This is a genomic window from Mycoplasmopsis mustelae, assembly GCF_004365095.1.
In the GTDB taxonomy this organism is placed as follows: domain Bacteria; phylum Bacillota_I; class Bacilli_A; order Mycoplasmatales; family Metamycoplasmataceae; genus Mycoplasmopsis; species Mycoplasmopsis mustelae.
Window position 1 is genome coordinate 396,408 of sequence record NZ_SOCN01000001.1, and the last position, 23,950, is coordinate 420,357.

Annotated in this window: 21 protein-coding genes; 5 read left to right on the forward strand and 16 right to left on the reverse strand. The window is 25.2% G+C overall.

Annotation, left to right across the window (positions count from 1 at the left end; genetic code table 4):
• Positions 1 to 583 precede the first annotated feature (583 nt).
• From BCF59_RS01720 to BCF59_RS01780, 13 genes are all read right to left on the reverse strand, one after another.
• Positions 584 to 2,905 carry a class I tRNA ligase family protein gene (locus BCF59_RS01720; protein ID WP_134110629.1) on the reverse strand — a complete coding sequence of 774 codons (2,322 nt, stop codon included), beginning with the start codon at positions 2,903 to 2,905 and terminating at the stop codon, positions 584 to 586.
• Positions 2,906 to 2,912: 7 nt separating this feature from the next.
• The gene (gene upp / locus BCF59_RS01725; protein WP_134110631.1) at positions 2,913 to 3,539 is read right to left on the reverse strand and encodes a uracil phosphoribosyltransferase; all 627 of its coding nucleotides are present in this window, start codon (positions 3,537 to 3,539) and stop codon (positions 2,913 to 2,915) included.
• A gap of 338 nt (positions 3,540 to 3,877) precedes the next feature.
• Positions 3,878 to 4,261 carry a PTS-dependent dihydroxyacetone kinase phosphotransferase subunit DhaM gene (locus BCF59_RS01730; protein WP_134110633.1) on the reverse strand — a complete coding sequence of 128 codons (384 nt, stop codon included), beginning with the start codon at positions 4,259 to 4,261 and terminating at the stop codon, positions 3,878 to 3,880.
• The gene (gene dhaL, locus BCF59_RS01735; protein ID WP_208317577.1) at positions 4,261 to 4,863 is read right to left on the reverse strand and encodes a dihydroxyacetone kinase subunit DhaL; all 603 of its coding nucleotides are present in this window, start codon (positions 4,861 to 4,863) and stop codon (positions 4,261 to 4,263) included. Before dhaL ends, BCF59_RS01730 begins: the two co-directional genes overlap by 1 nt.
• Positions 4,854 to 5,837, reverse strand: a complete 984-nt coding sequence (gene dhaK, locus BCF59_RS01740) for a dihydroxyacetone kinase subunit DhaK (RefSeq protein WP_134110634.1) — start codon at positions 5,835 to 5,837, stop codon at positions 4,854 to 4,856. Before dhaK ends, dhaL begins: the two co-directional genes overlap by 10 nt.
• Positions 5,838 to 5,862: 25 nt before the next feature.
• Positions 5,863 to 6,618: an MIP/aquaporin family protein gene (locus BCF59_RS01745; protein ID WP_208317579.1), complete on the reverse strand. Its 756-nt coding sequence runs from the start codon at positions 6,616 to 6,618 to the stop codon at positions 5,863 to 5,865.
• Positions 6,619 to 6,621: 3 nt separating this feature from the next.
• On the reverse strand, positions 6,622 to 8,142 hold the full coding sequence (gene glpK, locus BCF59_RS01750; RefSeq protein ID WP_208317604.1) for a glycerol kinase GlpK: 1,521 nt from the start codon (positions 8,140 to 8,142) through the stop codon (positions 6,622 to 6,624).
• A gap of 4 nt (positions 8,143 to 8,146) precedes the next feature.
• On the reverse strand, positions 8,147 to 8,872 hold the full coding sequence (locus BCF59_RS01755) for a glycerophosphodiester phosphodiesterase family protein (RefSeq protein WP_134110638.1): 726 nt from the start codon (positions 8,870 to 8,872) through the stop codon (positions 8,147 to 8,149).
• Entirely contained in the window at positions 8,865 to 10,274 is a 1,410-nt protein-coding gene (locus BCF59_RS01760) for an MFS transporter (protein ID WP_134110640.1), read from the reverse strand. Before BCF59_RS01760 ends, BCF59_RS01755 begins: the two co-directional genes overlap by 8 nt.
• A 16-nt stretch (positions 10,275 to 10,290) precedes the next feature.
• A complete protein-coding gene (gene glpO / locus BCF59_RS01765) occupies positions 10,291 to 11,439 on the reverse strand; it encodes a type 2 glycerol-3-phosphate oxidase (protein WP_134110642.1) in 1,149 nt (382 codons plus the stop codon).
• 113 nt (positions 11,440 to 11,552) lie between these two features.
• Positions 11,553 to 11,762, reverse strand: coding sequence for an RNA-binding S4 domain-containing protein (locus BCF59_RS01770; protein ID WP_134110645.1), 210 nt, complete (start codon positions 11,760 to 11,762; stop codon positions 11,553 to 11,555).
• Between the two features lies 1 nt (position 11,763).
• Positions 11,764 to 12,879 (reverse strand): DNA polymerase III subunit beta, encoded by a 1,116-nt coding sequence (locus BCF59_RS01775; RefSeq protein ID WP_134110647.1) that lies wholly within the window; start codon positions 12,877 to 12,879, stop codon positions 11,764 to 11,766.
• A gap of 136 nt (positions 12,880 to 13,015) precedes the next feature.
• Complete coding sequence (locus tag BCF59_RS01780; RefSeq protein ID WP_134110649.1) at positions 13,016 to 14,434, reverse strand: helix-turn-helix domain-containing protein; 1,419 nt, start codon at positions 14,432 to 14,434, stop codon at positions 13,016 to 13,018.
• Between the two features lie 244 nt (positions 14,435 to 14,678).
• Between BCF59_RS01780 and BCF59_RS01785 the strand changes: the two genes are divergently transcribed.
• From BCF59_RS01785 to ftsH, 4 genes are read left to right on the forward strand one after another with little or no spacing between them, the layout of a single operon-like run.
• Positions 14,679 to 17,042: an AAA family ATPase gene (locus BCF59_RS01785; protein ID WP_134110651.1), complete on the forward strand. Its 2,364-nt coding sequence runs from the start codon at positions 14,679 to 14,681 to the stop codon at positions 17,040 to 17,042.
• A 1-nt stretch (position 17,043) separates the two neighbouring features.
• The gene (pth, locus tag BCF59_RS01790) at positions 17,044 to 17,604 is read left to right on the forward strand and encodes an aminoacyl-tRNA hydrolase (protein WP_134110653.1); all 561 of its coding nucleotides are present in this window, start codon (positions 17,044 to 17,046) and stop codon (positions 17,602 to 17,604) included.
• The gene (gene tilS, locus BCF59_RS01795; protein ID WP_134110655.1) at positions 17,594 to 18,466 is read left to right on the forward strand and encodes a tRNA lysidine(34) synthetase TilS; all 873 of its coding nucleotides are present in this window, start codon (positions 17,594 to 17,596) and stop codon (positions 18,464 to 18,466) included. Before pth ends, tilS begins: the two co-directional genes overlap by 11 nt.
• Before the next feature lie 39 nt (positions 18,467 to 18,505).
• Entirely contained in the window at positions 18,506 to 20,536 is a 2,031-nt protein-coding gene (ftsH, locus tag BCF59_RS01800; RefSeq protein WP_134110657.1) for an ATP-dependent zinc metalloprotease FtsH, read from the forward strand.
• A gap of 145 nt (positions 20,537 to 20,681) precedes the next feature.
• Here ftsH and BCF59_RS01805 read toward each other — a convergent pair whose 3' ends face one another.
• From BCF59_RS01805 to BCF59_RS01815, 3 genes are read right to left on the reverse strand one after another with little or no spacing between them, the layout of a single operon-like run.
• Entirely contained in the window at positions 20,682 to 21,719 is a 1,038-nt protein-coding gene (locus BCF59_RS01805; protein WP_134110659.1) for an energy-coupling factor transporter transmembrane component T family protein, read from the reverse strand.
• A complete protein-coding gene (locus BCF59_RS01810; RefSeq protein ID WP_134110661.1) occupies positions 21,719 to 22,630 on the reverse strand; it encodes an energy-coupling factor transporter ATPase in 912 nt (303 codons plus the stop codon). The genes BCF59_RS01805 and BCF59_RS01810 overlap by 1 nt, the downstream gene beginning before the upstream one ends.
• Entirely contained in the window at positions 22,621 to 23,421 is an 801-nt protein-coding gene (locus BCF59_RS01815; RefSeq protein ID WP_134110663.1) for an energy-coupling factor transporter ATPase, read from the reverse strand. Before BCF59_RS01815 ends, BCF59_RS01810 begins: the two co-directional genes overlap by 10 nt.
• A 127-nt stretch (positions 23,422 to 23,548) precedes the next feature.
• On the opposite strand from BCF59_RS01815, the gene BCF59_RS01820 reads away from it, so the two are divergent.
• Complete coding sequence (locus BCF59_RS01820) at positions 23,549 to 23,728, forward strand: hypothetical protein (RefSeq protein WP_134110665.1); 180 nt, start codon at positions 23,549 to 23,551, stop codon at positions 23,726 to 23,728.
• Positions 23,729 to 23,950: the final 222 nt, after the last annotated feature.

A 23,950-nucleotide genomic window follows, 5' to 3' on the forward strand; every position in this document is an offset into this window, starting at 1 on the left:
AATCTTTTACCACTGGAATATTATCACTATCCTTAATACCTTGAATTGTAGCTAGCATAACATCTAATTCTGCATCATTAGGAAAATATTCACCAACATTTTTTAATTCAGCTTCCTCTTTATTTAAAATGAATTTAATATCACCATAACAAACAGTAAATCACCCCTCATCTTTACCAAGAGTATTATTTAATTCTGGAACTAAATTTTCAAAATTAACAAATGTCTCTGGAAAATATATTGCTTTCTCTGGTGTTAATTTTACTTTAACAGCTCCACATTGATCTAAATTAAAGAAACCTAAATTAATATAAGTCACTATAAATTTTATTGTATTAGATTTTGTTGAAGCTGGTGCAATTTCAACTAATTTAGCAAAAACTGCTTTTGATTGAATGTTAAAATCTTTATTTGAATATGCTATAACAAATTTATCATTATCACCACTTAGAGCAATTAATCCAGAATCTTTAACAGTTACATAATCTACTTCAATTTGGTGAATCCCTTGTGGAAATGAGAGATTTTTAATTTCTGTTAAAAGTAATGGATATAAATTTTTTTCTTTCGGCATTTTTTCTCCTTATTTAATTACAAAATTAATTATTTTTTTAGGTATAAAGATTTTCTTCACAATAGTTTTACCATCTAATCATTTGCTAATCTTTATTTCCGCTTGTTTAAGAATTTCTTCTTCATTTACATCTTTTGATGCTGTTATTTCTGCACGAACTTTTCCATTTATTGTAATACCATAACTAAATTCATCTTCTAATAACGCGGTTTTGTCAATTTCAAAATTACTTAAATTTTTTAAATTGAAATATTTTTTTGAATATTCTCATGAAATGTGTGGTGTAAAAGGTTCTAAAACATTTAAAATTACATAAAACATTTCTTTTAATAACTCAATATTTGTAATTGATTCATATTCATTAAATGTTTCCATCACTGAAGCAATTACTGTGTTAAATGCAAACTCATTATCTCTATTATTAAATACATCTAAAAATTTTTGTAAAGTTAAATATAGTTTTCTTCTAGCTTTCTTTTCTTGACTTATTAATTTATTTGAATCAAATGATTTTAATTGGGTATTTTTAGGAATTTCAAGAATTCTATCACTTAAACGGTTTAAAAATTTAAAACATCCATTTAATCCAGAATCACTTCATTCTAGTTCTTTAGTAGGTGGTGCCGCAAAAAACACAAATAAACGCGTTGCATCAGCTCCATATTTATTTATCATCTCTCTAGGTTCAACTACATTACCCTTTGATTTAGACATCTTGTTTCCATCTTTTAAAACCATGCCTTGTGTTAATAAATTTAAAAATGGTTCTCTATAATTTATTAAACCAATATCGGAAATAGCTTTTGTAAAAAATCTAGCATAAAGAAGGTGTAAAATAGCATGTTCAATTCCACCAATATATTCATCTACTTGATTTCAATATTTTATGCTTTCAGGATCAAAAATGAGTGAATCTCTTTTTTTGGCAGGTGTGGTATAACGCATAAAATATCAACTTGATTCAAAAAATGTGTCAAGTGTATCTGTTTCTCTTCTTGCTTTACTCCCACAAATATGACAATTTATATTTATTCAAGATGAATTCGTTAAAATTGGATTTCCATTACCTGTAAATTCAACTTTTTCAGGTAATAAGATAGGTAATTCTTTTTTATCTACAGGGATTGTACCACATTTTGAACAATTAATTAAGGGTATTGGTGTTCCTCAATATCTTTGTCTCGAAATACCTCAATCTTTTAAATTAAATTGAACTTCTTTTTCTAAACTACTTTCTAATAATACATTTTTATTTTTTAATTCATCAAAATCAATTTTGTTAAAAATCATAAAGCTTTTTTGTATCTCGTCTTTATGACTTGCAAATTTCACATTTTTACTTAGATTAAAACTAGCAAAATCTGTTATATAAATTTTCAATATTTTGTTTGATACGGGATTTATAGTTGAATAAGGAGTTTTAATACAAATTTTCTTACCAAAAATTTTGTTAATTACATTATTATTTATTTCATCTAACTTTTGTTCATCATTTTTTGAAAAATAATTTAATTTCCTAAGTTTTTGAACTAATGGATGTCTAAAACTTATTGCAACAAAATCTGCATCAATAATTTTTTGAAATGATTCTTCAAAAATATTAAATTTAAATTTATTTTCTATAACTTCTAATGTTAATTTATATTCTTCTGTCTTCCCGATTCAGTTTTTCTGCATTGTTAAAACTTGTTGAGGTCAATGATTTTTTAGCCCATTTAAGTCTTTTAAAAGTTCGTCTGCGTATTTGGTAATTTTTAGATAATATGTATCCATTTCTTTTTGAATAACATTAGAATTACAGCGTCAACATTTATTATCTAAAACTTGTTCATTCGCTAAAACTGTATTATCTTTTTCACATCAATTTAATATACTTTTTTGTTTATAAATTAGGTCTTTATTCCAAAATTCAATAAATAAAAATTGTTCTCATTTCGTATAACTTTCATCAGCTGTCACACATTCTTGATCTCAAGAAAAAGATAACCCAAGTTTTTTTAGTTCATCATCCATTTTTTTTATGTTTTCATATGTTCATTTTTTAGGATGTATACCATTTTGAATAGCTGCATTTTCAGCAGGAAGGCCAAACGCATCTCAACCAAACGGATGAAAAACATTAAAACCTTTTCTACGATAAAATCTAGCCATTGCATCACTTATAACATAGTTTTTGACATGTCCCATATGAATTTTTCCACTCGGATATGGAAACATACTAACAATATATTTTTTAGGCAAAGAATAATTATCAATTGGTTCAAATTTTTTTTCTTTTAACCAAAAATCTTGTCATTTTTTTTCTATTTCATTAAAATTATAATTAGACATTTATCTCCTATTTCGTTCCAAAAATCCTGTCTCCTGCATCACCTAACCCTGGTTCAATATAACCGTGTTTATTTAATTTTAAATCTAAAGATGATAAATATATATTAAAATCTTTTCCAAAGTGTTTTAAAACATTATCAACACCCTCTTTAACACCAACTAAACAAACTAATTGTATATTTGTAAAACCCTCTTTTGAAATCTTAGATATCGCATCCACTGCAGAGTTGCCAGTAGCTAGCATCGGATCAACTACAATAATTAAACTATCTCTAGGCACATCTGGCATTTTGAAATAATAATCATGTGGTTGTAGAGTTTTTTCATTACGATACATTCCAATATGTCCTACTCGTGCTTGTGGAATTAAATTAAGTAAACCTTCAGTCATTCCTAATCCAGCACGTAAAATCGGTACTAAAACGATTTCATTAAAAAATGTGTGTCCTATAAATTCAGAACCTAAAGCAGTAATTATTTTTTTTGGTTTTGTTTGATAGTTTCTCATAATCTCATAAACCATTAACGAAGCTATTTCATTCAAATTACTTCTAAATTCTTTATGCGAAGTATTTTCATCGCGTAATTTTGTTAATTTAATTTTTATCAAAGGGTGATCCAAAATTTTTAACATCTTTGCCTCTCTACATATATAAAATTATTTATAATTATAAACTTTTTTATTTGTTTTCTTAATCAATAAATAATGAGGTTTCATTATATATATAAAAATTTTTAATTAAACAAACTAAAAAAGAACTAAATACAAACTTTTTAAAAACAAAGTTTATTTTTTAATTTTCATGTTAATATATTAAATTAAGTCAAAAATAATTTCATCAAAATAATCAAAGTCTGTAGCAACGTTTATGATAAAAATAAATACTATAAAGTTTAATTTATATCCACTTTTTGCTTATCTAATAAATATTATAAATAAAAATGACAACTTATCGTAGTTGTCATTTTTATTTATTTTATGATTGGTTCTTTACAAGCGTCTACAACTTCCTGAAAACCTGCACCAGAATTTGCTAAAACATATGCTGCAAAAGTATTTTCAACAATTCCACCGCGACTAATATAAATTTGTTTATTATTTAACATGGATGTAATGCTTTCAGCGGTTAAAGAAGCAGAACCTAAATCAGGAAATATAAAAATTTCATTAATATTAGGATAATTATTAATAACTTCTAATAGTTCTAAAGGTTGAGTTCCTAATACTTCTCCATTTTCTAAACCACCTATTGCTTCTATTTTTACATTGTCGGTTTGAATTAACATTTTTGTTAAATATTCTTTAATAGCTTGTGATAATCTTAAGTAATGCGAAATTATTATAAATAATTTCATTATAAAATCTCTATTAAGTTTTTAAGTATTAAATAACTTGAATAAGATCCTGGATCAATTGTCCCAATCGATCTTTCTTTAAGATATGATGCTCTACCTTTGGTTGCTAATAAATTTTTAGTTGAATTAGCACATTCTAAAACAAAATTAATTAAGCTTGACTTATCTAATGAATCTGAATTTTGTAGACGTAATTGTAATGGTTTTCATACATCATACATCGTTTTTTCCTTTAATTGAACTCTACCAAGTGTTTCCAAAGTTTTACAAAAAGAGTCAACTAAAATTTTAAATTCATTAAACATAAATTCAGAATGTTCTTTAAGATTATTAGCAGTATTTATAAAACTCATACCATAAAGTGGCCCAGAAGCACCACCAATTTTAGCTAATAAAGTTCTACCAATTAAATTTAAATAATCATTTAAATTTTGATTTTCTCAGGCAATTTTCTCTACTTCAACAAAACCGCGCACCATATTAACACCATGGTCACCATCACCAATATTTTGATCTAGTGTTGATAAAAAATCTTCGTTTTGCTTTAAATCTTTGGTTAAGTTTTGAATACCTAAAACAAAATTTTTAAATTTTACTTCCAATTTTTTACCTCAGTTGGTTGATCTAATAACTCTTTTAATTCAGTATCTAATTTCAGTAATGAAATAGAAAATCCTTGCATTTCTAACGAAGTCATAAAATTACCAACATGACTACTGTAAATGGTTATATTTTTGGTTTGTAAATAATTATGTATATCATTTGCTGCTATAAATAATTCCATTTCTGGGGTTCCACCTAAACCATTTACCATTAATGCTACTTCTGAGTTTGTATAATCTAAATCTTCTAAAATTAGATCTACCATTTCTTTAACAATTTCTTTAGATGATTTAATTTTTTCACGTTTTATCCCAGGTTCTCCATGAATACCTAACCCAAATTCAATTTCATTATTTGCTAATGTAAATGATTGCTTACCAGTTGATGGAATATATACTGAATTTAATGAAATACCAAACGAACGCACGTTTGCAATTACTTTTTCAGCAACTCTTTTAACTTCTGATAGTTCAGCACCCGTTTCTGCTTTTGCACCAGCTATTTTATGTACAAATACTGTTCCTGCAATACCACGACGACCGATGCTATATGTAGAATTTTCTACAGCAACATCGTCGTCTACTAATACAGTTTCAACTTGTTTTCCGTTTGCTTGTGCTAATTGTTGTGCAATTTCAAAATTAAGACGATCTCCAGTATAGTTTTTAATTATTAATAAAGTTCCTTTTTGTGAATCTACTGAATTGATAGCTGCCTCTACTTGATCTGGAGTAGGTGAAGTAAAAATTTCTCCTGCAATCGCTGCTGCTAGCATTCCTTTACCTATATAACCTATATGTACGGGTTCATGACCTGAACCACCACCACTTATCAAGGCAACTTTCTTTTTATTAAAATTTTTATTATAAACAACATTAAATTCTGGTACTTTTAAAAGATTTTTATTAGTTTTAATAATACCAGAAATCATTTCTGAAACAATATCTTCAGTACGATTAAGAATCTTTTTCATTTAAATACTTCTTTCTTTTATTTAATTAAATTAATCCAAATAAACCAATAATTATTCCTGCAGTAGATGGTGCTAAAACAGGAACTCATGAATAACTTCAGTTTCCAGTAATATGTTCACTTTTTCTAGATTTAAGTAAAAATTTCTCCATCAATGTATATACAACCCTTGGTCCAAAATCTCTAGCCGGATTAATTGCATAACCAGTAGAAGCCCCTAATGAAGCACCAATTCCTACAACTAATAATGTAACTGGCAATGGACCTAAAGAACCTAAATTATTAAGTCCTTTACCAAAAGCTAAAATTACCCCTACTAACATTAATGTTCCCACTAATTCATAAGAAAAATTAAATATAGTAGATTTTTCTTTATTATTAAAAGCAGGTCCAGTACAATGTGCACTTCTTATAATTGCTAATTCTGTTTCTTGAATATGTTTTCAATTAATGAAATTTAAAACAATTTGTCCAAACATTGCTCCAAAAATTTGAAAAATAATTCATATTAAATAAGCAGGATTTTTGGATGATATTGTTTTAAATAACGTAACCGCTGGATTAAGATGTGCTTCACCACCTAATGCTAATGAAACAATCACACCACAAAATACTGCAATTCCTCAACCAAAAATAATTACAATTCATTTTCCTGATTGATTTGCAAACATTCTACGTGCTGACACACTGTAATTTACACCATTACCTAAAATAATTAAAACCATTGTTCCTAAAAATTCTGATAAAACCATTAATCAATATGCTGTAGTATTAATTTCCATTTGTTATTCTATATCCTTTGTTCAATTTAAAGTTTTTAAAACTGCAGTTTTTCAACCTTTAAGTAACTTTGAAATTTCTTGTTGTGTTAATAGCGGTTGAAATACTCTATCAACTTTAACAATTTGTTTTAATTCATTTAAATCTTTTCAATATCCAACTGCTAAACCGGCTAAATAAGATGCTCCCATCGCTGTAGTTTCAATATTAGCAGGTCTTACAACTTCAAGTTGTGAAATAGATGATTGAAACTGCATTAAATGGTTAGATTTAGAAGCACCACCATCTACTTTTAAAGCAACAATTGGTTTCCCTAAGTCTTTTTGCATTGCACTAATTAAATCGTTTGATTGATATGCAATTGAATCTAAAGTTGCTTTAATGATGTGTTCACGTTTGGTTCCTCTTTCTAAACCAAAAATTGCTCCTCGTGAATATGAGTCTCAATATGGTGCTCCTAAACCGGTAAATGATGGAACTACATAAACTCTTTGATCATCATTAACTAATGAAGCAAAAAAATCTGATTCAGCTGCATTATATAAAAGTCTAATCGAATCTCTTAATCATTGAATAGCTGCACCAGCCACAAAAACCGAACCCTCTAATGCATAAACCACTTTTTCATCACCTAATTTTCAAGCAATAGTAGTTAATAATTTATTTTTACTTTCTATTGCTGTATTTCCAGTGTTTACTAAAGTAAAACATCCTGTACCATAGGTATTTTTAACCATTCCTACTTCAGTACATAATTGACCAAATAATGCTGATTGTTGATCTCCTGCAACTCCTGTAATTGGAACTTTTCCTTTTGCGGTATTAGATCAATTATAAGGTGCAACAAAACCAAAATGACCTGATGAAGATCTTACTTCAGGTAAAATTTCTTTTGGAATTTCTAATAAATCAAGTATTTCTTGGTCTCATTGTAAAGTATGAATGTTAAACAATAAAGTTCTAGAAGCGTTAGAAACATCGGTTGCATGTACTTTTCCATCTGTTAATTTTCAAATTAGCCATGTATCAATGGTACCAGCTAATAATTTTCCTTGCTTTAGTTTTTTTTCTGCTTCTACTACATTTTTTAGAATTCAACGAATTTTTGTTCCACTAAAATAAGGATTAACAATTAATCCTGTTTTCTTTTGAAACATATCAGCATACCCTTGTGAAATTAATTCTTCACAATATTCCGCTGTTCTACGATCTTGCCAAACTATTGCATTATAAACAGGTATTCCTGTTTCTTTGTCTCATAAAACTATTGTTTCACGCTGGTTAGTAATTCCAACTGCAGCAATATCTTCTGATTTAAGTTTTGCTTGATTTTTAGCACTTTGCATTGTAGTTAATTGAGTATTTCAAATTTCTAATGCGTCGTGTTCTACTCAACCAGATTTTGGAAAATATTGTGTAAATTCGTGTTGATTACTTGATTTAATATTACCATCGTGATCAACAACTAAACTTCTACAAGATGTTGTTCCAGAATCTAATGTAATAATATATTTATCTTTCATAATATCCTTATTTTTCAAATTTATAATTACTAATTTGTGTATGTACTAAATCATCTTTAGCATATTCATCAAACTTTTTTTTATCTTTTAAAGTTCATAACATTAAAGGAATTCCATTTTTTTTATAAAGTTTTTTATTTTTATCATATAAAACTGTTCATGGATTTAAAAATTGACAAGTTGCTTTAATTTCATCTAAAGATACTGATTTAAATTGAGTTTGAGTTCAAAATAAAAATCCTAATTTATATTTTGAACTAAGTTTTCTCATATTTCTAAGAGTTTGAAAATTAAATGAAGAAAATACAATTTTATCAAAGTATTTTTGCCCATATTTTTCTGATAAAGCATGTATTTTTTCTTCAATCCCTTTGTATTCTTTTTGATCAGTTTTAATTTCAATATTAATTATTTCAAATAAATCAAGGTAAGAATCTAAAAATTCTTCTAAGGTTAATATTTCTTGTTTTTTTGTTTTTAATTTAAAAAATTTTGAATGATCATCTTTTTTAAGATCTGCAAGATTGCTAAATTCAATTTCTTTTTTAGTTAAAGCTGTTCGATCTGTAGTTTCATCATGAATAATAACTAATTCTTTATCTTTAGTTAAATGAACATCTAATTCAACCCCGTCAAAGGAATATTGATATGCCATTTCAAATGCTAATCTTGTATTTTCGGGTGCTATTCCGGAATATCCTCTGTGTCCTAAAATTAATTGTCTTTTACTCATTTTCTAAAGTTCTCCATCTATAATTTGTTTTACCGAGTTTCTTTAATTCCTTTGTGTTTGAAATATGTACTATCAAACCTGCTAACAATCCAATTATCGCAACCGCTAAACAAACAACTAAAATTATTTGATAACCAGTAGCAGACGTATTTTTTCCACCCACTTCAGTATATTTTGAACCTATCGCTCCTGTGATTTGATATAATCACGCGTCAGTTGAAAATCCTATGAATGATAAAATTCCAACCGATGAAGCATAAGAATTCTTTTCAAGATGAATTTCACCAATTTGTGTATATCTTAAAGTAACCATTACTCAAGATAAAATACCAGCACAAATAAATAAAATACTACTTAAAACTATTACTCAAATATTATATTTATTAGGAATAAATCCAAATAAAATAATTGCTCCTAAAATAATAATACCTATAAATGTAGTAATAATTAAAAATAAAATATATGATCTAAATTTATCTGCTCATCTACCTACAAAGGTTGAAATTAAAGTTCTTAAACCATAAGATCTAACTCCACCTAAAATCGTAACCAAAATTACTGGTGCTAAATAAGCATTTTGCATTAATTGAACTAAATAATAAGCAAAAACCGATTGGAATGTATACATTCCCATAACAAAGATTGATAAAGCTCATAATTTTCAGTTTTTAGATGCATTTCATACTTGAATTATGCTTTTTTTAAATCTTTCTCATGTTAATTTTTCAGTGCTTTTTTCAATTCACTTTTCAGGAACTAAAGTCAATACCATAACTGATGTTACCATCAAAAATGATGCAATTAAAAATGCATAAACAGCAAAAGGAACATTTTTATTTAATCCTACTGCTACTTTATCATAAATTGGTACTCAGTAAGTAGTAATCAAAATACCAATAAAGAATACAAATAATAAACCAATTAGACCATTAGCAGTGCCTTGAATACCATACGCTAAGCCTTGATTTTCTTTAGTTGTTTGTTGAGAAACTAATTTTCATAAAGGAGTCCAAAAAACTAATGTAGAACTTACACCTCACAAACCAAATATAATTGAATATTGAATAAATAAATTATTTGGATTTAAACTACTAGAATATCATATAACCCCTCCAAATCAAAAGGTTATTAAACCAGTAGAAAATACAGCAATAAATAATAATACTTTTGAACTAAATTTATTTGCTAAAAATCCACCCGGTAGTTGGGTTATCAGAGTTACATAACCAATAATAGAAGTTAATGTAGCTACTTGATCTTCTCTGATATTTAAATATAAGTGTAAGTTAGGAATAATATTTTTAATATAGTAAGGAGCAGCAATAACAAAAACGTCAGCTGCTGCTAAAATAATTAAAGCAACAATTTGTTTTCAGGTTAGTCCTTTTAACTTATCTAACATAAATTCTACTTTCTAATTAAAATCTAACTTTATATTTAGGATTAAAATCTGGTTTTTTAACTAACTGTAATCCTGCTTTTTCTACTAATTTCGATATTTCTATAGCAATTGCTGGCGCAGAAGCAATAGCCGGTGATTGCATACCTGCAGCATTAATAAAACATTTATTATCTTTTGCAGCTTTAATAATAAAATCATTTGTTTCTATATCAATTGGTCTTGAACCAGCTAAAGTCATAATAGTTTTTTCTAATTTTATCGAAGGAATAATTTCTTTTCCTATTTTTCCAATAAAATCATACATTTCTTTTGTTACAACTCTGGTTTCATCTTTTGGTACACCTTCTTGCGCTGTTGGACCAACCAAAATATGACCATCCAACATAGGTGCAACAATAACACCTTTACCATGAATTGTAGGAACTTTAAAACATATTGATTTAACAATGCCACCTTCAGAACGATCCAAAATTCTATATTCACCACGTCTTGTAGTTAATTTAAAATCAGGATATCCTGCTTTAGCTGCTAAAATATCAGCATAATGTCCTGCTGCATTAATTATAACTTTAGAATATATCTTTTCTCTATTAGCTAATGTAACTTCAAATTCATTATTTTTAAATTTTATATCTTCTACTGACGCATTATTTCTAAGTTCTGTTCCATTTTGTTCGCTAGCTCCTAAAAAAGCTCATGTAGCTCTAACAGGATCAATAGCTCAAGAACTTGTACATAATAGAGCCCCTAAAACGTTAGGATTAACGTTAGGTTCACGCTTAAGAACTTCTTTACGATCAATAACTTTTAAAAATTCTTTAGGAACTTTATTTATTAAACCTCTTTCATATAACATATGAACGTGTTTCATTTCTTCTTCATTAAAAGCTAAAATTAATGAATCTACTTGAACTCTAGGAAATTCTAAATCTTTAAAAATTTTATCTCTTCATAGTTGATTGCCTAAAACATTTAATTTAGCTTCTATTTTATGTGGTTCAGGATCAAACCCACCATGAATTGCACCAGAATTTCCTTTGGTTGTTTCATCAGCAAAAACTGGATTTTTTTCTAATAATATGGTTTTTAAATCGTATTGTGATAATTCATAAGCGATACTTGAACCAATAATTCCACCACCTACAATTACAACATCATACTTCATTAAAACCTCCTTTCGTTATATATCTATTTTTATTTTAGCAAAATATGTTAAGTAATATTAAATTTTAAGATTAATTAATAAAAATTATAAAAAAATGTGGAATTATTTCCACATTATTCAGATATTACTTTAATTAATTGATCATTAATTCAAATGATATCTCCAGGTTTTATTTTAGATGATCTTCCTTTAGGAATCTTACCATTTATTTTTATTTCATTTTCTTTTATAAAATACTTTGATTGCCCACCAGTGTTTATTTCATCTATTTTTTTAAGAAACTGACTTAGTTTTATAGTATTACCTTTTATTTTAACTATCATATTAATACCTTCTTATTGGTGTTATTAATTGAATATGACTTTCATTATTATTTGCAAGAACATAAATTCTATCATTACTTTCGCTAATATTTAAATGAATATTACCATTAGGAAATACTGAAACAGCATCTTTAATAAATTGAAAATCCAAATCAATATCTAATATTTCACCATTATACATAATATTTGAAGTAGAAGCATTTGAAATACCAATCTCAGGAACTTCAAAACTTAATTTTAGTTCTTCTTTAGATATATTAAATTGTAATCTTCTTATTTTATCTGAATTATAGAAAACTACTTTATTTATTAATTTTAAAAATTCATCTCTATTTATAACCAAAGATTTAGAATAAATGGGTTTTATAAAATTATCAATATTTAAATAAGTTAGTTTTGATAGGTTACTATGTATAACTATGTCTTTATATAACACACCTATTTTTTCTTCATCGTAGAAAAATGTTACTTCTTCAGGCATATCCTTCATAAAAAGTTTTTTTAAATTTTTTGCTTCTACAGATACATCTAAATTTATTTCTTCATTTATTTTAAAAACTTCTGAAGATAATCTAAAACTATCTGTCGCTGTCATTCTAATTTCTTTATTTTTATTACTTTTTATATTTATACATTTATATAATAGTCCATTATTTCTTTCTGTGTTTTGATTTGTAGAAATAAATACATTATTTATAGTATTCTCAAATTTTCTTGAATTTACAGTAAATTTATTTTTTTGTAAATCAAAATTAATAAATGGATATCTATCTGCATCTAATGTAGTTAAAGTATATTTAGTATTTTTATCAAATATTTTTATATTTTGTCCTATACTTTGAAAAGTTATTTTATCATCAAATTTTTTAATAATATTTTTTAATAAGCTCGAATTTAATAAAAATATTCCTGGTTCTTCAACTGTTAAATTTTTTTCATCAATTCTAATTATTTTACGTGCAGCTAAATTGTTTTTGGCAGAAATTAAAGTTAAATTTTCTGAATTTATTTTAAATAAAATTCCACGAAAAGGAACATAAACGTCATTACTATCATTAAATAATGAAAGAAAATCAATACTTTGATCAATAATTTTTTTAGAAATTATAAATTTCATATTTCTCCTAAAATATAAATATTATGTTTTGTTAATTATTTATAAAAATGATAAAAAGTTTAAATTTATAATATAAATTAATGCTTTTTATAACTTTTTAAAATTATTCACAACTTAATAAAATGTATTTTTGTTGTTATTTAAAGCCTCTTATTTCCCGAGATAATAAATCAATTGTCTCTTGAATAGATTTATCATAGTTTTCATTGTTAAATTTTTTTAATGCATTTAAAATAGTTGTGTGATCTTTTTTGAATATTTTACCTATTTCTGTGGATGAAAGTGTTAGTAAACTATTTACTAAAATAATTGCAATATGTCTAGCTATAACAATTTCTTTTTTTCTAGATGAACCATAAATTTCTTTTTCTGAGATTCTATAGTATTTAGAAACAGTTTTAATAATAGTATCAGGATTAATTTCAACTTGCTCTCTTACTACATCTTCAAAAATTTTCTTTACAACATCGTATACATAATTAGCATTTAAAATTTTACTTTTAGAAAAAGATAATCTTTTAGCAGCTCCTAATAATGCTCTGATAGAAGAAAAATGATTTTTTATAATAAATTGTTTTGAATTTTCATCTAATAAACTAAAATCAAAATTTTCTTTATTTAAAACAAACTTTAATAAGTTATACATCTCGTTTTCATTTGGTTTTTTTATTTTTCCGATAAAACCATCTCGTATTCTTGTTGTAATTTTATTTTCAAATAAGTTTTCTAAATCATTTAAATCTAATTCAGAAGCAAAAACAGTTAATTTATCTGCTAACATTCTACCGTCAATAATTTGATAAATAAAAATTTTTGTTTGACTTTTTTTACCTTCACCAAATATTTGAAAATCATCAAATAAAACTAAATCTAAACTACATAAATAATTTATTATATTACTTATTTTAATTACATTATTTTCTAATATTAAATTAGAAATTTCCCTACTAAAAGAGTGTGGAGATATATATAAACCTTTTTTACCTTTATTTTTAAATGAATTACCAATAGCATTTAATAAATGTGTTTTTCCAATTCCTGAACTACCTGAAATATAAACGCGAAAAATATTGTTTTCTTTATTAATTAAAGATTCACAAAATTCAACTATATCTTTATTAAATCCATCTTTCATATAGTTTTCAAAAGTGTAATCAGGTTTATAATTATTTATTAAACGTTTTTTTTCATCTTTTGTTATATTTTTACTATTTATTTTTTTTTCTTCTTCTTTTATTTCTTTTTGATATAAGTCTTTATTTTTTATAGTAAGTTTATATATAATTTTTTCACCTAAAATTTCTTTAATTGCTTTTTCTAAAGGTTCTTTTAATTCTTGGTGTTGTAATAAAGTAAGTGTACTTTCTTGTTCTAAAGGAAAATAAATAGTTGCAATATTATCTTTAAGATCAATAATATTCATTTTTAAAAAAAATGTTCTTCAAATAATTTCATCAATGATTTCTAACCTTAAATAATCTTTTAATTGTTCGGTTAATGATGTTAATTTTACTTCTTCGTTATTGTCTTGGTTTTTTAAGTTATCATTTAACATAGTTAATATTATAAAGTAATAAAATTTATCTACTTTAAATTGTTATTAATAAAGAATAAGTAACAACTTAAAGTATTTACAATTCACAATTTTTTTATCTAAAAATAAGTTATTTTGATAGTTATTAACATATGTTTTTCTATTGTTAATAACTATTGATATAAATCTTTAAAAATTTGTGAATAACTTATATTAATAGTAATCATAATATTTTAAAAATAAAAAAGTATAATTTATATTAATTATGACTGATATTCAATTAAAAAATTCAGATCAAAAAAGCATAGGAAAATTTACAAAAATTCTTGCTGGAGGTGAAAAACAAGGTTGAGCTTTGTTTGTTTTTGAATCAAGTAATAAAAAAGAACGCAAAATAATTTATGTAAGAAAAAATATTCCAGAATTATTTAAAAAATATGAAATTACTTATCTAGAATCTATTTCTAGAGATAATAGAAGATCATTTTCTTTGACTTCTTATATTCCTGTAATTGAAATAGTAGATGTGGATATAGAAATAAAACAACATATTGCTAAAATACCTAAAATAGGAATTATTACTGTTAAAAAAATATATGATCAAATTGGTCGGAAATTCTTTACGTTATTAGATGATGTAGAAAATAATATAAATTTATTAAAATCAATTTTAACTGAAACTCAAATAAAAAGTGCGATTAATTATTATGATTTAAATAAAAAAACAATTAAAAAAATTACTGAAGCTTTTTTAAATGAATCAGAAAGTTATAAAAAAAATATAGAATTTTTTTATGGTAATGATTTAATTAATTTATATACATTTTTAAAAACTAAATTTCAAAGTGATTTAATAGATTTTATAAAAAAATATAAAGAAATAGATCCTTATCAGTTATATATAAAAGATGGATATAATTTTGATGATATCGATCGATTTGCTTTATTATTAGGTTATCATTTATTATCTATACAAAGAATTAAAGCATTTATTTATAATGCTTTAACAGATTTAGAAGATCAAAATTCAACTTTTATTTTTGAAAAAGATATTATAGATTTAGTTTTAAAAAAAATGACTTTATTGAAAGAACCTGAAAATAAAGATTTAATTAAAAAAGTATTAGAAAAATTAATTGATGAAAATTTTTTAATTAAAGATCATTTTATGTATTGTCGTCTTGAAATAAAACAAAAAGAAGAGTTTATTGTAAAAAAACTTAATGAATTAAAAATGAATTCTATTAAAGAATTGAAACCAGAAAAAGATGATGTTTTGAATTATTTATCAGACGAACAAAAAGAAGGATATTTTGCTTTTTTAAATAATAATATTTCTATAATTTCCGGTAATCCTGGAACAGGAAAAAGTAGTTTAATAAAACATTTTTATACTACCTTAAGACAAAATAAATATAAAATAGAACAAGATTTTTTTATTTTAGCACCAACAGGTCGCGCGGCTTCAAATCTGTCTACAAAGGGTCATTTTACTACACGAACTATACATAGTTTTTTAGGTATAAAAGATGATAAAGAAAAATTACAAGCAAATGAAGAAGTTGAAAACGCAAAGATATTAATTATTGATGAATTTAGTATGGTTAATATAAATTTATTTTATAAATTGTTAATTAGTTGTAAAAATTTGGAAAAATTAGTTTTATTAGGGGATAAAGATCAATTACCAGCGATTGGACCCGGTTATATTTTGAATGATTTGATTAATAGCAATCAATTTAAAATAACTATATTAAAGAAATTTTATCGTAGTGATTCAGAAGAAATTAAGGAATATTTTGATTGTATAAATTACATTGGTAATTATAAAAATGTAAAATATAAACAAGAAATTATTAATTATTTATCTAAATTAAAAATTTTTAATTTAAAAGATTTAGAAAATAATTTTAATTATAAAGATTTACTTTATTATGAAAACGATTGAAATAATTGAATTGGTCTTTCTAAAAAGCAAAAACATGTAAATTTAGTAATCTATCGTAATTTTGAAAAAGATATAATTTCATTATTTAAAATTATGTTAAAAAAATATGGTATAAATGATTCGATTATTTTATGTCCTATGTATCGTGGTTTATATGGAATAAATAAAATAAATTTATTAATACAAAGTGTTTATAATCCTAGAGGTGAAATAGTATATACTAATAATTTTGTTGAATATAAATTAAATTATCGTGTTGGTGACAAGGTTATTCAATTAGTAAATAGATATGATAATAATATTTCAAATGGAGATATTGGCTATATACAAGGAAGTAAAGTAGTTGCAGGAAAAACAATTATAGATGTCTTGTTCAAACAAGCAAATAAAGAAATTTTGGTTTCATATACTAAAGAAGACTTTGTTAACGAAATTAATTTAGCTTATGCAATTACGGTACATAAATTTCAAGGAAGTGAAACTAAAGCTGTTATTTTTGTAATAAATCATAATTATAAACACATGTTAAGTCGTAAATTAGTTTATACAGCAGTTTCAAGAGCAATTTCTGAATTATGAATTTTTTCACCTGTAAGAGATTTATATTCTAAAATTTTAATTCCACAATTTAGAGAAAAAAAAGAAATACATACAAATATGCAAAAATTATTAAAAGGATAAAATGAAGTTGATAGTTGGTTTAGGAAATCCTGGTATAGAATATAAATATACGAGACATAATGTTGGATTTTTAGTTATTGATGAAATTTGTAGAAAATTAAATATTACTTTAAATAAAAATAAATTTAAGGGAGAATTTGCAAAGATAGATGATATTATTATTGCAAAACCTTTAACTTTTATGAATTTATCAGGTCAGTTTATTTCTCAACTCTGTGCTTTTTTTAAAATTAAACCAGATGATGTGATGGTAATACATGATGAAAAAGATTATGAATTAGGTAAAGCAACCATAAAAATAGGTGGTTCTGGTGGAAGTCATAATGGAGTTAAAAATATAGTTGAATTGTTAAATAGTGAAAGTTTTAAAAGATTACGTATTGGTATAAAAGTGCCGTTTCAAGGTGAATTGAAAGATTTTGTTTTAGGAAAATTTAGTTTAATTGAAATAGAAATTTTAAGACCTATAATTAATGTTTCCGCTGATGCTGCAATTTCTTATGGTTTTAATGATATAAATACAGTGATGAATAAATTTAATAAAAAAAATAATGGAATATAAAAAATATTTAATCGCAGTTAGTGGTGGTGCTGATAGTATGTTTTTATTAAATAAATATAAAAATAAAAACATCATAGTTGCGCACGTGAATTATAATCAACGTGAAGATTCAATTAAAGATGAAAAAACGGTAACTAATTTTTGTAAAAAATATAATTTAACATTAGAAAAATTAATTTTAAAAAAAGAAGACTATAGTAAAGGAAATTTTCAAAATTGAGCGAGAGAAATAAGGTATCAATTTTTTAAAAAAATTTATGATAAGTATAATTGTAATGTTTTATTAGTGGCACATAATTTAGATGATTATTTGGAAACAGCCCAATTACAAAATTCAAATAATCGTATAAATTCACATTTAGGGATGCAAAAAAAAATATTTTTATATGGAATGAATATTTATCGACCCTTACTTTTTAGATATTTTAAAGATACCATACTAAAAAAATGTATTCGATATAAAATACCATATTATATTGATTCAAGTAATAATACTGGTAAATATGCAAGAAATATAATTAGAAAACAAAATAAAGAACTTACAAAATTAAGAAAACTATGAATTTTATATAATATATATTTAAAAAATAAGAAAATAAAAGAAATTGATAATAAAGCAAATATAGAGTATAAAATATGAAGAGAAGCAAACTTTAAACAAGAAATTTTTGAATATTTTAAATTTAAAGATCAAGTTATTTTTAAATTAATTCACTATAATTTTACTAACATTGAATTATCAAAAAATAAAATTAACGCTTTAAAACAGTTTATTTTATCTAAAAACAGAACAAGCAAATTTAAATTAGATGAAAAAAACTATTTAAGTAAGAAAAAGGGACAAATATTTATAGTTCAATAAATTAAAAAAACATTATAATATTAAAATATAAGGAGAAAAATGACTAAAAAAAGAAATATATGATTAATAGTCATAGCACTTGTGTTAGTTGGTCTTGCTTTATACTTTATTTTAAACAATTTTTTAAATAGAAGTAATGAGGTTCAAATTTCATTAACAAGATTAAGTCAATTAGCTTATGATGCAGCGAAAGATAAAACTGATGCTAATTATTTTGAAACTTTTAGAGTAGATCCTTTTTCAAATACAATTACTGCAACAGTTCATTCTACAAAATTAGATAATGGATCATATATTAGGACAAATTATATAACCTATGGAAGTTTTGAAGTATTTAAAACTATATTGAGTCAAAATCCAAAATTTAGTTCTTCTACTACTACATTAAATGATATGTTTGTCTCAAATACTAATATTGATGCAGTTAATGATACACTTAAAGGTGGAATAATAGGAATTGCTGCACCAAAACAAAATATATGATTATCAATATTTATTTCACTAATTCCTACATTGTTATTGATAGCTATCATCTACTTTATTTATAGAGCACAAATGAAGATGATGTCAGGTCAAGGTACAGGTTTTGGTGATAAGAGTCCGGCACAAATTATTAAATCAGATAAAAAATTTTCTGATATAGCAGGAAACAGGGAACCAATTGAAGAAATTTCAGAAATAGTTGATTATCTTAAAAATCCTAAAAAATATCAAGATTCTGGGGCAAGAATGCCACACGGAATTTTATTAGGTGGTCCTCCGGGAACTGGTAAAACATTATTAGCAAAGGCGACCGCAGGAGAAGCAAATGTTCCGTTTTTCTTTGTTTCAGCATCTAACTTTGTTGAGTTATTTGTTGGAATGGGTGCAAAAAGAGTAAGACAAGTTATTGCTGAAGCTAGAAAAAATTCACCAGCAATTATTTTTATAGATGAATTAGATGCAATTGGTAGAACTAGAGGTTCGGGTATCGGTGGAGGACACGACGAAAGAGAACAAACATTAAACCAATTGTTAGTTGAAATGGATGGTATTAAAGAAAATTCTGGATTATTATTTATTGCCGCAACTAATAGAACGGATGTTTTAGATCCTGCTTTAACTAGACCGGGACGTTTTGATCGCATAATTACTGTAGGTTTACCAGATGTTTCAGAAAGAGAACAAATTCTTAAATTACATGCAAAAGGTAAAAGATTTTCATCAGATATAGAATTTAAAAATATTGCAAGACGCACCCCAGGTTTTTCTGGTGCGCAACTTGAAAATGTAATAAATGAATCTGTATTATTATCAATTAGAGAAAGATCAGAATTAATTACATTACCAATTATTGATGAAGCTATAGATCGTGTAATGGCAGGACCAGCTAAGAAATCAAGAACAATTACTAAAGAAGAATTAACTGCAGTAGCATACCATGAAGCAGGACATGCTGTTGTAGGAATTAGAATCCCAGGTGGAAATAAAGTACAAAAAATTACTATAATTCCACGTGGTCAAGCGGGTGGCTATAATTTAATGATGCCTGAAAATGAAAAATATAACTATACAAAAGAAGAATTGTTAGCAACCATTGCAAGTTTTATGGGTGGTCGTGCAGCTGAAGAATTTATATATGGAAAAGATAATGTTTCAACAGGTGCTTCAGATGATATAGAAAAAGCAACAAATATTGCTAGAAGAATGGTTACAGAATTTGGGATGAGTGATTTAGGGCCGATTAAATATCACGAAGAAGGTGGTAGTCCATTTTTAGGTAAAACATTAGCTACAAATTCTACTTTATCAAATCAAGTGAGTCATGAAATAGATTTAGAAATAAGAAAAATTATTTTAGAAGCACAAAGAAGAGCTGCTGAAACAATACGAGAAAATACAAAATTGTTAGAATTAATTAAAACATTATTATTAGAAAAAGAAACAATTATTGCTGAAGAAATAGCATATATAGCAAAACATTTGGAATTACCACCAAAAAACGATGTAGAACAAAAAGAAGTATCAAAACCACAAAATTTAGATGATTTAATTAATTTAACAAATGAAGAGGAAAATAGTAACAATTAAGGTTTTTAATAAAATTTAAACTTAGAAGTGATACTATGATAACATAGAAGTGGCTTGAGTTATGCAAGAATTTTAATTGAGTAAAGATGAAATATAAATATCAATAAATTAATAAAAAAAATGAATCATTAATCTGATTCTTTTTTTATCCAACAACTCGCAATTTAACAAAAGAGATTGGTAATTTATATAAACCAATATTGTTAATAATAGGATTTGATGAAGAAAAATCCGTATTTTTTAAGATAATATAATTGAAAATTAATAAAATTGCAATAACAATATAAATTAATAAAACTATAATATCTTTCCAGGTTGGTTTAATTTGTCTATATTTAGTTCGTTTTTCATAAGGATCATAACCACGAGTTTCCATTGAGTTAGCTAAATCCTCTGCTTTTTGAAATGATGATACAAATAAAGGAATAATTAAAGTAGTAAAAGCAACTATTTTTTCTTTTAAATTGCCGTTTTTAAAATCAACACCACGTGAGGATTGTGATTTTATAATTCTTTGTGATTCATCAACTAAAGTTGGAATAAAACGCAACGCAATAGAAATAATTGTTGCAATAATATGTGTGGGAATAAATAGTAGTTTAAGTGGTCACATTAAATCTTCAAATGCTTTATTTAATAATATAGGACGCGTAGTATTGGTTAATAATGAAGTTGTTAATACCATTATGTAAATTCTTAAAAATAAAGCTAATGTACGAGTGATTGAATTTAATGAAATTCCGTAGCTTAAAACCGCGTTTTCTCCATATAATTTTTTTAAATGTTTTCAATCAAAGTTTGTACCATCATAAAATTGTTCCCATTTAATTGGGATATTATGAACATCGACTAATGGTTTTTTTGTGTAATAAAAACTTCAAAATAAATCATTGTGATAGTGGTCTTTATATACTACATCTGAATTAATGATATATAAATTAACTAATAAAATTACAAAAGAAATAAAAATAGGTAATTTAATTAGTTTAAATATTGGTCTAATTTTTTTTGTTGAAATTAAATAAATAATAATCAAGGGAATCAAAATAATAAATAAGTCAATAAAAGAACTAGCAATAAAAACTAAAACAATATTTAAAATAGTTAAAAATACCTTAATTCTAGCATCAAAATTATATAAAAATCCTTTTCCAGGAATATAACGGCCAAAAATACTTTTCATTATTTTCCTTTCTGCAAATTATTTATATAATCGGATAATTCTTGTAGTGATCTTACTTCAGGAACATTTAAACCTTTTTGACGCAATTTATAAACAAATTCTAATAATTTTGGTGGTTGTAGATTATTTTCTCATAAAAGCTCAATGTTATTTAAAACATCATAGGGTTTTCCAGATTGTACTAACTTTCCGTCTTTTAATATAATTACTCTAGAGGCATGCTCCAAAACGTGATCTAAATCGTGTGTAACATTTATAATAGTTTTTCCTGCTTTGTTTAAGTTTGAAAGAATATCTAAAATTTCTACCACACCAACAGGATCTAGACCAGCAGTAGGTTCATCAAAAACCATAAAATCTGGTTGCATTGCTAAAATACCTGCGACAGCAACGCGTCGTTTTTGACCACCCGAAAGTTCAAATGGACTTCGTTCTAAATATTCTTCGCTTAAACCTACCATTTTTAAACATTCTTTTGCTCGTTGATATGCTTCTTGTTTTGGAACGTCATAAGCGATTGGACCAAATGCAATATCGTCTTTAATGGTGTTTTTAAATAATTGATATTCAGCGAACTGAAAAACTATTCCTATTTTTTTACGAATTTCTTTTGTATTTTTTAATTTCCGTCTTTTTTCTGCATTATTAATTAGATCAAATTGAGTAGAAATATTTTGTTTAGTTTTTTTATTATATATATCTGCTGAAAAATGTCATTCAATGCTACCTGTGGTTGGTTTTAATAATCCATTTAAATGTTCAATTAGAGTTGTTTTACCAGAACCTGTAGAACCAATAATACCTAAATATTCACCTTGTTTTATTTCTAAATTTATATTAGTTAATGCAGTAAATTCTCAAGGAGTTTTTTTACTAAAAGTATGTGAAATATGATTTGTTTTTATTTGCATATTTGATTTATTAATTCCTCTTCGTTATAGGTTGGATTAATACCATTGATCATTGAACTTAATTTATATATGAAAGGTGAATCTATTTTTGCTAATTCAAGTATTTCTTTATTTCTTAAAATTTTATTTGGTGAATCAAAAGCAATTAATTCACCATCAGCAAATACTAAGCATTTATCAGCTAAAATTGCTTCATCCATATTATGTGTTATAGAAATGAGAGTTTTATTACGTTGATCACGGATTTCTTTGATAAGATTTAAAACATCATAACGTCCTTTAGGATCTAACATCGATGTTACCTCGTCAAAAATCATTACATCTGGATTTAAAGCTAATACGGAAGCGATTGCAACTCGCTGTTTTTGACCACCCGATAAACTTTCAGGTTCTCTTTCAAGATAGTTTTGCATACCGACCTTGGTAGCGCATCTTAAAATAATTTCTTTCATTTCTTTTGGATTCACTCTACGATTTTCTAAACCAAAAGCAATGTCATCCTCGATCGATGAACCAATAAATTGATTATCTGGATTTTGAAAAATAATTCCAATTTTTTTGCGTACTTGAAATAAAGTGGTACGATGATATTCAATTCCATCGATATGAACCGAACCTTCTTGTGGTTTAAGTAAACCTACTAAAATTTTAGATAGTGTACTTTTTCCGCTTCCATTATGACCTAAAATAGCAATATATTCACCTTTTTCTATCTTAAAACTTACATTCTTTAATGCAGGCTTTAAGATACCAGGTTTATAACTAAAAACTATATCTCTTACTTCTATCATAATAATAATTCTATTAGAAAAGTTATTTTATTTAAATATCTTTATTATTTTTTTAATATTATTAATTGTTTTTATAATGTTTTACTTAACTTTTTGTTTTCTTTTCTAAGAAAATGATAGGAGATTTATGAATCAAAATAATGAATATTCTGAAAAAATAACTTTTCCAATTATTTTACCATTTTCAATTTCTAAATTAGTGGTAATTATTCTAAATCTGGTTTTTTTTACTATTTTATTTTTAGAAAAATGGTATGTATCATCTAAATCAATATACAAAATATCTTTGTCTTTTTCATTTATGTAAATTAATAAACATATTTCGTATTTATCTTTTTACGAATTTTGGAGTGTACATAATACATTTGTTTTTTTCTAATGAATTTTTGTATTTTAAGTCTTTATTTTCTATTTTTTTGTCTAAGAAATTCTAACATTCTTCATTGCTATAAATTGAATTATTTTGTTCTTTAATAGCATTATTAATGTACGAGTTTAGCATAACATAATTATATAAAAAAATGCTCTC